The organism is Methanomicrobiales archaeon HGW-Methanomicrobiales-1, from assembly GCA_002839675.1.
Classification (GTDB): Archaea; Halobacteriota; Methanomicrobia; order Methanomicrobiales; family Methanospirillaceae; genus Methanoregula.
On record PGYM01000004.1, the window covers coordinates 184,095 to 194,230 of the forward strand.

Genomic DNA, 10,136 nt, shown 5'->3' on the forward strand with positions numbered 1-10,136 from the left:
CCTCCTTATCCAAACAGGATATCTGAAGCATCTTTCAACCCGGATTCCCAAACCTTCGCAAGGAATGTGCGGTAGCTGTAATCAATCTGCAACGCGCCCCCCTCACCTTCAACCAGGATACCCCCGTCGATTCCGACAGGTTCCCCGACCGTGAATTTCGAGAACTCTGCATGCTCTGCGATAATTGCCTTTGTGATGGCGACATCGCGGGCATTGCAGTAGATCTTTCCGGAGGGGATCTCCTTTTTTGCCTCGGTGAGGAGTTTCTTGATGGCTTCACGATGGAAGCTTTCAGGGAGGGCTGCGATATCCTTGCGGGTAGCTTCGTAAACCTGATCGAGAAGCGCCTTCTGGGCGTTGAGAATCTCACGCTTGACAAGGAGGTTTGCAGCAGATACATCCTGGCTTACCAGGTGTTCTGCCTGCTTTTTGACTTCCTCTTCTGCTGTAAGCTTGATCGCTTCGGACCGCTTGGTTGCGGCAGCTACGATCTGGTCAGACTCAGCCTGTGACTCTGACCGGATCTTCTCCGCTTCGGATCTGCCTTTTGCCCTGATTTCTTCGACTACTGCTTCCAGTCCCATTGTTCTCTCCGTTTTATAAGAACAACAGAAGGAGACCGACGACGAGACCGAAAATGACGATGGTTTCCGGGATAACGGTAAAGAGCAGACCAAGACCGAAGAAGTCCTTGTTCTCGGCGATTGCGCCGACTGCTGCTGCTCCGATACCCATCTCAGCGACACCGGTACCGATACCGGTAAGACCAACGGCGAGTCCTGCGCCGATTGCCTTCATTCCAACCTGCTGTGCCTGGATCATTGCGAGATCTGTTGTTGCTACTGCTAATTCTGCTGCCATAATTTAATCCTCTGTAAATCTGCGTTTCATCCCGAAGGGGATGTACTTCTTGCCTCCACCTTTGTAGAACTTGGTGAAGAATTCAACATAGTGCAAACGAATCGAGTGGAGCCCGCCACCCAGCAAACTTAATGCGATATTGAGGGTATGCCCGAAGAGGAATACCCCCAGGCCTATGAGGATCATAACGATACTCATAATCGTAAAGTTCTCCAGTGCCGGATTGATGAACATCGTAAAGGTCATGTAATTCACGACCATGGCGATGGCAACACCCGAAAGACCGACTGCGACGAGACGGGCGTACGAGAGCACATGGGAAACGATAGTGGGCAATTCAATAATTTCTAAAACGGATTCCCGTGCAATGAGGATGATACCTACAAGAATGAGAATTCCGCCGATAATGGTTGCAGGATTCAATCCGAACCCGACACCCGGCACGGTCAGGACAACTGGTAGCCCGGTAAGATTGGGCATCAGGGGTACTGCGGCGACCGACCAGATGGCGAGGATGATCCCCCACATCACGGAAAGCCAGCCGAAGTTTGCCATAACTGCGAGAGTCCGGTGGTGTCCGTGGTCCTGCTTTGCATGGTTATACATGCCGATGAGCCTGCCCAGCGTAATGTGCAGGATACCAATCCAGATTGACAGGACCATCAGTTCCGGGATGTTTGGACCATGTCCCCCGTGCTCAGACATGAGGTGACGGGAGTACAGGACCGGGTTCCATCCCGGTATGGGAAATCCAAGGAATTCGCTGAAAACGAGACCAAAGAAGATAGCCGAAATACTGGCATTCCTGAGAACGGTAAGAAGCATGCGGCCCTCATCGCCTTTCAGGAACTTCCGGAGTCCCAGGGCCATAGCGAGGAATATCAGGCCGTACCCGACATCCCCGACGATCAGTCCGAAAAAGATGGGAAACACGATAGAGATCATCAGTGTCGGATCGAGTTCCGTGTACTTGGGTCGGGAATAAACATCCATGAGCACTTGCGTGGGTTTTGCAAAGCCCGGATTGTTGTATTCTACCGGTACGGTATCGTGCTCGAAGTCGATTGGCAATGCCGTGACATAGATCTTCCCTCCGGTAATCTTGACGAGAGAATCGGTCACAGCATCCACCTTGTCAGAAGGTACCCAGCCTTCTGCAACAAAGGTCTGCTTTGTTGTTGCAAACCGGAGCGGGGCTTCGGTCTGCTCGACTTCTGCTTTTAAAAATTCCTCGCAGGAGACAAGGAATTCCGTGTGCTTTTTCCTGACATCCTCGAGCTTTGTATTAATTTCTGCTATTTCATTATTCAGGGAAGTTATCAGGCCGGAATAATGATCGATCCGGGTCTGAGGCATACCTGACTCGTCCGGGACGGAAACCGACTGGAACGCTGCATCCGCAAGCGCACGCTCAACTTCTGTCTTCTGCTCGGACGGGAAAATGACTACAAGGAAATTCTTCTCTTTCCCTTTCGAGAAATACATCTCATTAGGGACACTTAAGGTAACTTCGCGGGGAACGTAACCGGCAATTGTCGTGAATCTCGTGTAACCGTGATACAGATCCAGATCTACCGGTACGGTGACGAACGGGGTAATCTCGGCAATCTTCTGCTCGTACTCTTTCGCCCTCGTATGAAGCTTTGAGCGCCTGACGGTCAATTCCTCAACTTCCCGCTCAAGTCCAGGAAGTTCCCGTTCGATCTGAGTCTTTAATTCAGCCTGAGAACAGGTTTTTGCTGAATCAACATCATCCTCGGCAACGGATATGGCGCTGGTGATAGCCCGTATTTTGATAAGATCTGCGGACTTTTCACTGGCTCCTGAAAGAGGCGTGCCTATCTTAAAGCCCTCGTACCCTTCAGCTCCTGCTTCAACGAACTCCTCGATATGAAACAGGTGATGATGATAGAGTTCCGCAATAACCGGAGCCATCTGGTCCCGGGAAGCGGCGATGAGCAGCCGGCTCATCTGCTTAGGCGCTAACATGCAGCTGCTCCTTAAACCGCAAAACCAGCAGCTGCACTGCTTTTGAAAGGTTCTTCTCCCCTTTCTCTTTCAATGCTGCTGCGCGCTGATTGCCACTTTTTATGATTTCAGCGTGCTTAAGTGCCGCCTGGTTCCGTGCTTCTTCCAGTTTCAGCTTTTTGTATTGTTCAGAATTGCTCTGCGCTTTTGCGACCAGATTATCAGACTCCAGCTCTGCCTGAGAATGCTTATGCTTCTTCTCATCCTGAGCTTTGCTGATCACCGATTGGTACTCTTCTTCAGCGTTCTTGATGTCTTTTAGGACCTCAGTCTTCATCCAACCCTCCACTCACGGCAGTACAATAATTGGTGAAAAAAGGAATATATGTATTGTTATTTACGATCTGGTAATCAGGTACCATAAGTCAGATTCAATAAAACAGGATCAATACCGGTGAAATTCAGGCAGACCCTGTTTTGATATGGCATTTTATCTTTTGATGGGTAGTACCCGCCGGAACCGGGGATATTTCCACACCCTCACCTGTACCTTTGAGGGTTATGCCGGCAAGCTCCTCGCTTGAACAGACCAGATGCTGTTCCGGGTGCGTCCCCCGCTGAATGGAACAATTTGTGGATATTTCAGGAGCTACAGAAACAAGATAGGTAAACCGTTTTGAGCCCGGATGGTCTTTCGGGAGAACGATTAAAGGGAGGTGATACGTCCTGACAAATTCGATGAGCATCATTGCAGGTTCTATCGCACCGCCTTCCGGTGCAGAGACCACAACAAGATCGGTGGGCTCTACTGTCTGGCAAAATTCGTTGGTTGTTGTTTCAATGCACAATCCGAACAGGGCATTTACTTTGGCAACCAGTAAAAAAGAGCGCCCTCTTCTGATAAGCAACAGCTCATCATCCAGAGGAAATATCATATTTCTGTAACGTTATCTGACTCGCAACTGGGACAGACGGGTTTTCTGTTCGGGTTGATATGGGAGAATTTTTCATCGCATTCATTGCAGCGGTATCTCTTTCCTTTCACCCGATCGTCATCGAAATTCAGATCGCCCGTAGGTGCGCCTCCAACAGTACACATTGCCCTTCGCCTCACTAGGAAATATTCAGCTGCATTATTTAATTCTATCTGAAATTCGATTGCCCTCTTCTTTCCTTGAGTGTTTCATATGACAAGGATGAAGTTGAAAGTGACGAGGGCAATAATGAGAAGAATACAGGAATGCTTGACTCCCGCTGCAAGTGACGATTCCCCCATCTGCCCGGCAACAAGTCCTGAGAAGATAGCCTCCACAAGACATGCATGATAGAGCAGCCGGTTAAAGGTCACGATCGGGATGGACCCGATACCGGACAATGCCCCGGAGGTGGGAAGTCCTGAGGTTGTGATATTTTCGAGCACGGGGAGGAACTGGGTGGCTAAAACACCCACGACAAAGAGAAAGACAAAGAACGAGAGGTACACGATCGCTGTATAGATGAACATCTCAGCCATGCGCTCTTTTTTGAGCACTTCGGTCATCTTCGCGTCGCTGGAGGCAATCGCGAGGACCGCCCCGATCTGACCGCTCATCTCGCTCGCTTTGGTGATAAGAGCCACCGTCCGGGCGATGGATGGGGTGCTTACCCGCTCTTCAAACCGAATCAGGGCTTCTGTGAAATTTGCACCCCAGTCCATATCACGCTTGATCCTTCGTATTTCATAACTCAGGAGCCCAAGGTTGGTATTCACCATGATAGATATCGCCTGGGCGATCGTGAGACCCACCTGGTTAATCCCTGCCATCCGTTCAAGAAAATCAGGTACCAGCTCCTGGATACCCAGCACTTTCCGGGACCATATCTCATAGAAGATTGCATACGGAACAAGCACGATGAGAAGTGCAATAATTATGTGATCATCAACCACGTTGATGAGTATCTCCATATCGGTATACCGGGGTATACTCATCAGCATTATTACAACATACAGGATGGCGAAGGGTACAGTCACATAAAGCGAACGATTCACATCGCTTACAAAGGTTTCAAGCGGGTGTCGGATATATTCGATGATATTTCTGAGCCGGTCATATTTTTTCAGTTGTTCAAACAGGCTTTTTTCATCGCTCTTTTTAGAGATGACTACATCGGAATAGGTATGCAGCCATTTTGTGGTGACGTACCGGGAAGTTTTTTCTGCCTTTATCGATATGAGATCGATCATGAGAATGAAAATAAACGAGCCAATCGGCATGATCGCATAGGTCACTATCGCCAGCTGGAGAACGGCACTTCCTCCCATCATGCCCATCACGACCATGATAATGATCAAAAAGAGAGGGCCGGCAACGAACAGGGTCACATACGACTCTGCAACCAGCGAGAGCACATTGAGGAACTGTTTCTGCTCAAACTTGGCTTCTTCCTGGTACATCTTGACCCGCGTGGAGAGAAATTCCGCCATATCCCCCCCGCTCTCAATAATCGAGAGGAGATCTTCCAGAAAATCCTTGAATTTCTCGGATGGCGTTGTTTCAGCAAGGTGTCGTATTGCAGTGACAACATCGTACCCGAAAAAATCTGCATCCCGTACAATCTGGCGGAACTCCAGCGCAACTTCCCCATAGATATTCGCACGATCGGAAAGGGAACGGAAGATCACCATCAGCTGGCAACCCCCTCGTCTCATGGCGTACATATAGGCCACCGCGTTGTGCAGGGTCAGATTGATCTTGATCGAGCGGTTGTTCTTCTCAATACCGGGCAGGCGTAAAAGAAGTGAATACACTAAAAAAACGCCGATTACAAACGAGAAAATAACTGCGAATGCCTGGATATACACGGGGGGGTATACGGTATTGAATAAAACCGGTAACGGGATGTTAAAGACATTGTAGATACCGATTTTCCCGGAAAACAGTTGTGGGGTTATAAATCCACTCGCAAAGTATCCGACTATGGCAAACAAGATACCTGCAAGAAAGGTAATTTTCACCGTCTGCCAGAGATACTGCTCTAGGGTTACGCCCGAACGGGCAGATACCAGATCAGCATGCAGGCTCTGATACCGGAGAGGATCACGCAGGATCCATTTCAAGAGATAGTCCCTGACAATCATCGGATTACCTTACGGAGATCGGAGATCTGGGCCAGCACATCCTTGGCATCGATATAGTATGCATGGAAAATAGTCGCAACCGAGATATAATCTTTAATCCCCTGCTTTCTCATCTCTTCCAGCAGATTTTTCCGGGCGAGAATTTCCGCTTCGAGCTGCTCGCGGGTCCACCCGCGTTTTTCTGCGATATCGGAATAGATCTGGGAGCGCCCGGTAAAACTGAATTTATCCCGTACAGGATCGTACACAAAGACATTGTTAACCCGCAGGTTTCCGGTTGATGGATCAATGCCGGCCACTTCGACAATTTCCTGGAAACGGCGGACACGCTCTGTCCCGCGAAAAATGAGTCCCTGGACACAGATGATATTGAGCGCCTGTACCATGTTCCGGGGAACATTCAATGGCTCACTCTCAAGACGGTGGATCGCCGCATCGACACTGCCTGCATGCATGGTGGAGAACGTGGTATGCCCGGTGTTCATTGCCTGGAAAAGGGTCTGGGCCTCACTGCCACGCACTTCCCCGACAAGGATAAACTCAGGGCGTTGTCGCATCGCAGCCCGCAGCAGGTCAAACATACTGATCACATTGCCGCCTTCTGACAGGGCTTCACGGGTAACACTCGCGATCCAGTTGTCGTGATAGAGGGTGATCTCACGCGTGTCTTCAATGCTGACAACCTTGGCAACCGGGGGGATGAACAGGGAGACTGCATTTAACGAAGTGGTCTTCCCGGATGCCGTGCCCCCGATAAATAAGAGACTTTTATTATTCTCAATGGCCATCCAGAAATAGACCAGCGAATCCGCACTGAACGTACCAATCTCCATGAGTTCGACAGGTGAGAACGGCTCTTCCCGGAATTTCCGTATAGTAAACGAAGTCCCCCGCGTGGTCACTTCTGTGCCAAAGGTCAGCTGGAGTCGGGAGCCGTCCGGCAGGGTTGCATCGATGATCGGAGAGCCCGTTGAGATATGTTTTCCCGAACGCTGGGCGAGCGTGATTGCCAGAGAGTTGAGAACATCGGGTTCAAATGCAATATTTGTCTTGATGTTCCGGTAAATCCGGTGATAGAGGAAGAGTGGAATCCTGTTGCCATCGCAGGAAATATCTTCAAGATTGGGATCCTTCATCAGGGGGTCAATGCGCGACCAGCCGATAAAATTCCGGATCAGGAAATACTGGAGCTTGTAACGGGACGAACGTTCAAGCGTGATTCCATAAGTATCTATCAGCTTGTTCATCTTTTCGAGAAGGATGCGCCTGCGATCTTTTTTTATGTCTTCTGTCGTCAGGATCAGGACATCTCTCAGGTCCTCGTAGAGTCGCTCCAGTAATTCGTATTCAAAATCGGTAAGGGTTGGTTCGAACAGGAGATATTCACGCTGGTTTGACTTTTTATTCAGGGCGATGGTAATGAGCGAATACCCGGCCGTGATCCAGTACTGGTCGATGATCTCATAGGAATCGTCAATCTTTGCGTCAACCAGGGTCCCGTCACGTTCGAAATTATATTCCCCGATAACTGATTTTCTGGCCCCTTTCAACAGACGAAAATAGTGACGAAACGTTGCATCTGGTTTTACTGACGGCGGTAATGGCGTTGTTCCTGTATCCCCACCGGCTATGGTTGTTTCTGTTCCCGGAGACTGCTCATCGGGAACCTGAGCCCCATTTTCCGTTCGGGTTTTTTTACGCGAGTTAAAGAATTCAGAAATCCCCATACTTCACCATCACCCCATCCGTAAAATTATTGTATTCCCGAGATATATTCGGGAGACCATTCTATATAATGTATGTGTAGCTCCGAAAAAACCAGTGTTTCGCGGGGTTTTTTCGGAACGTCTGGAGATTCAGCCGTTTACAATCAGGTATATTTATAATACAACCCATAAGAGAGTGTGTGAAGAAAAGTTCATTCATTTACAGTTGGAGGGCTTATGCAGGAACTTGCCAGTAAAAGGATGCCTACCGGGATCTCATCGCTCGATCCGATTCTCGAAGGGGGAGTTCCACCGGGTTCGGTTATCCTTTTTCTTGGGGGCATTGGGGCCGGAACCAATGAGTTTGTGTTCAGTTCAATAGTAAACCTGGAGGATGCCCGGAAAAATGAAGCATTGCCGGGTCAACTTGTTCCAATAGATATCCACTATATAACGTTCACCCGGCACAAGGACAATGTAAAGCAGGAGATCATCAATTCGCTGCATGTTGATAATGTAAGCCAGCTCGTGGATTCAATCCTGTTTGATGATCTTTCTGAACTCTATTTTGACAATAGTATTGTTCCCGATGAGTGGTACAGCCACAGTGATATTCTTACACGAATACAGAAGCGGTCGGCTCATGAAAATGTCCTCGTCCAGCTTGCAAATGTAATCAATACCGCACAACCGCAGGGTCTTATCGTAATGGATTCCGTCACCGATATAGCAACACAATCCAACACTCCTGACAGCTGGACAAACCTTACCGGATTTTTACGGGGTTTGCAGCGGATATCAAAACAGCGGGGCCTTACCTGTTACCTGCTTCTCACACAGGGTATTCTTGATTCAGCTCAGGAGAAAGAACTGTCAGATATTGCAGATGCTGTAATGCTTTTTAAATGGGAAGAGAGTACGGGTTCCCGCAGGCAGCGGGTGATGTATTTCGAGAAGTTCCGGGGGGTTATGCCCCACCTTGAGGAACGCGATCTCGTGAAATTTGCGGTTCGTATCTCGACTACCAGTGGTTTTGAAGTGAGCAACATCCGGGTGGTCATATGAGTACCGAGCGGGTCAAGGTGGGAATCCTTGGCCTTGACGATATGCTTGGCGGGGGACTTATTCCGGGCAGTATCTGTGCGATTATCGGTACTTATGGTACGGGTAAGACAACCTTTTCGCTTGAGTTTGTCTGGGAAGGGCTGAAAAAAGGAGAGAACATCATCTACATCAGCCTTGAGGAGCGCGAGGACCGGATCCTCACGTATATGAAACAGAAAGGCTGGGATGTTGCCCCCTTTTTGAACAAATCCCTGTTTGTACTCAAGCTCGACCCCACGGATTTCAATGTTGCCAACAACCGGATCAAAAACGAGCTGCCCAAACTCATTGAAGAGATAAAGGCCAGCAGGGTGGTGATCGATCCGATCTCCCTTTTTGAAGACCTCTTTAATACCGATTCTGAACGAAGACAGGAGATGTACCGGTTTATGGAAGGGCTGCGTGACCGGGACTGCACGATCATGTTGACCTCTGAGACGCACCGGGACAATGTTTTTTCCAGCCGTCACGGGCTTATTGAGTACCTTTCGGATACCGTTATCCTGCTCCGGTATGTCCGCCCCTCTGATCTGACCGATGTGCACCTGGCTCTCGAAGTGGTCAAGATGCGAATGTCTGCCCATTCCCGAGAGATCAAGCCGTACGAGATCGAGCAGGACCAGGTTATGGTCTATTCAGAAGCAAATGTTTTCTAGAGTTCGATTGAAGGGAAGGATACCTTTCTCATTTTGACGGTCTGTCTGGGACTGCAGAAAATTTGCCGATTTTTTTCAACCAGACTCTGCTCTAAAATTTTCAATCGGACTTTGATTGAAAAAAAAATAATCAGACTTCACCCAAAAAATTTCAATCACACTTTGAATTTTAATTTTCAACCACACCTTGCTTTAAAAAAATAAATCAGACCATGCTCAAAAATTTTCAATCAACCCCCCAACCCCTGATTGAAATCCGTTCGCAGATCAACCAGACTCTGCTTGAAAAAAATAAATCGCGATCTGTTTCATCAAAATTTATCCAAAATGGAGAAAAACCGGTCATCACATCAGACGTGAACCCGCTCTGGTATCTCACCCAAACCGTACATACGGCCGCTCAGCCGGATTAATCAGACTCTGCTCAAAAATTTTCAATCGGGTACGCGATCGCAATTGAAAATCGTTTCCGGATCAATCATACCTTGCTTGAAAAATTTCAATCAGACTTTGAATTTTATTTTTCAACCATACTTTGCTTAAAAATTTCAAATCGGATCTTGATTAAAAATTTTGAACCAGACTTTGAATTATAATTTTCAACCACACCTTGCTTAAAAAAAATTGCTCTGTAGAAAACCTCAATCCAGACAAATAGTATGAACCGGTCAATGTTAGCGAGAATGATCTTACAAGAGATTTCCTTCTTCTGAATCTGATATA

The 10,136-nt window shown here is 48.2% G+C and carries 11 protein-coding genes; 3 read left to right on the forward strand and 8 right to left on the reverse strand.

The window, feature by feature from the left end; all coding sequences use genetic code 11:
- Positions 1 to 5: 5 nt before the first annotated feature.
- From CVV30_12410 to CVV30_12440, 7 genes are all read right to left on the reverse strand, one after another.
- A complete protein-coding gene (locus tag CVV30_12410; protein PKL68130.1) occupies positions 6 to 584 on the reverse strand; it encodes a V-type ATP synthase subunit E in 579 nt (192 codons plus the stop codon).
- Positions 585 to 597: 13 nt separating this feature from the next.
- Entirely contained in the window at positions 598 to 822 is a 225-nt protein-coding gene (locus CVV30_12415; GenBank protein PKL68149.1) for an ATPase, read from the reverse strand.
- Between the two features lie 42 nt (positions 823 to 864).
- On the reverse strand, positions 865 to 2,850 hold the full coding sequence (locus CVV30_12420) for a V-type ATP synthase subunit I (GenBank protein ID PKL68131.1): 1,986 nt from the start codon (positions 2,848 to 2,850) through the stop codon (positions 865 to 867).
- Entirely contained in the window at positions 2,837 to 3,166 is a 330-nt protein-coding gene (locus CVV30_12425) for an ATPase (GenBank protein PKL68132.1), read from the reverse strand. The genes CVV30_12420 and CVV30_12425 overlap by 14 nt, the downstream gene beginning before the upstream one ends.
- 124 nt (positions 3,167 to 3,290) lie before the next feature.
- A complete protein-coding gene (locus CVV30_12430) occupies positions 3,291 to 3,764 on the reverse strand; it encodes an alpha/beta hydrolase (GenBank protein PKL68133.1) in 474 nt (157 codons plus the stop codon).
- 248 nt (positions 3,765 to 4,012) lie between these two features.
- Positions 4,013 to 5,947 carry a secretion system protein gene (locus tag CVV30_12435; GenBank protein ID PKL68134.1) on the reverse strand — a complete coding sequence of 645 codons (1,935 nt, stop codon included), beginning with the start codon at positions 5,945 to 5,947 and terminating at the stop codon, positions 4,013 to 4,015.
- On the reverse strand, positions 5,944 to 7,674 hold the full coding sequence (locus CVV30_12440) for a secretion system protein E (GenBank protein ID PKL68135.1): 1,731 nt from the start codon (positions 7,672 to 7,674) through the stop codon (positions 5,944 to 5,946). Before CVV30_12440 ends, CVV30_12435 begins: the two co-directional genes overlap by 4 nt.
- Before the next feature lie 216 nt (positions 7,675 to 7,890).
- Here CVV30_12440 and CVV30_12445 point away from each other — a divergent pair, with 216 nt between their 5' ends.
- The 3 genes from CVV30_12445 (at position 7,891) to CVV30_12455 (ending at position 9,826) form a co-directional block, all read left to right on the forward strand.
- Complete coding sequence (locus CVV30_12445) at positions 7,891 to 8,718, forward strand: hypothetical protein (protein PKL68136.1); 828 nt, start codon at positions 7,891 to 7,893, stop codon at positions 8,716 to 8,718.
- Positions 8,715 to 9,413, forward strand: a complete 699-nt coding sequence (locus CVV30_12450; protein PKL68137.1) for a KaiC domain-containing protein — start codon at positions 8,715 to 8,717, stop codon at positions 9,411 to 9,413. The genes CVV30_12445 and CVV30_12450 overlap by 4 nt, the downstream gene beginning before the upstream one ends.
- 212 nt (positions 9,414 to 9,625) lie before the next feature.
- Positions 9,626 to 9,826, forward strand: coding sequence for a hypothetical protein (locus tag CVV30_12455; protein ID PKL68138.1), 201 nt, complete (start codon positions 9,626 to 9,628; stop codon positions 9,824 to 9,826).
- A gap of 104 nt (positions 9,827 to 9,930) precedes the next feature.
- Here CVV30_12455 and CVV30_12460 read toward each other — a convergent pair.
- Positions 9,931 to 10,136 (reverse strand): hypothetical protein (locus CVV30_12460; GenBank protein PKL68139.1); only part of this gene is annotated, 206 nt, incomplete at its 5' end.

What these genes read in the sequence shown, in the direction of transcription:
- CVV30_12410 (PKL68130.1), bottom strand. Translation starts at nt 584, where the DNA reads ATGGGACTGGAAGCAGTAGTCGAAGAAATCAGGGCAAAAGGCAGATCC.
- CVV30_12415 (PKL68149.1), bottom strand. Translation starts at nt 822, where the DNA reads ATGATCCAGGCACAGCAGGTTGGAATGAAGGCAATCGGCGCAGGACTC.
- CVV30_12420 (PKL68131.1), bottom strand. Translation starts at nt 2,850, where the DNA reads ATGTTAGCGCCTAAGCAGATGAGCCGGCTGCTCATCGCCGCTTCCCGG.
- CVV30_12425 (PKL68132.1), bottom strand. Translation starts at nt 3,166, where the DNA reads ATGAAGACTGAGGTCCTAAAAGACATCAAGAACGCTGAAGAAGAGTAC.
- CVV30_12430 (PKL68133.1), bottom strand. Translation starts at nt 3,764, where the DNA reads ATGATATTTCCTCTGGATGATGAGCTGTTGCTTATCAGAAGAGGGCGC.
- CVV30_12435 (PKL68134.1), bottom strand. Translation starts at nt 5,947, where the DNA reads ATGATTGTCAGGGACTATCTCTTGAAATGGATCCTGCGTGATCCTCTC.
- CVV30_12440 (PKL68135.1), bottom strand. Translation starts at nt 7,674, where the DNA reads ATGGGGATTTCTGAATTCTTTAACTCGCGTAAAAAAACCCGAACGGAA.
- CVV30_12445 (PKL68136.1), top strand. Translation starts at nt 7,891, where the DNA reads ATGCAGGAACTTGCCAGTAAAAGGATGCCTACCGGGATCTCATCGCTC.
- CVV30_12450 (PKL68137.1), top strand. Translation starts at nt 8,715, where the DNA reads ATGAGTACCGAGCGGGTCAAGGTGGGAATCCTTGGCCTTGACGATATG.
- CVV30_12455 (PKL68138.1), top strand. Translation starts at nt 9,626, where the DNA reads ATGCTCAAAAATTTTCAATCAACCCCCCAACCCCTGATTGAAATCCGT.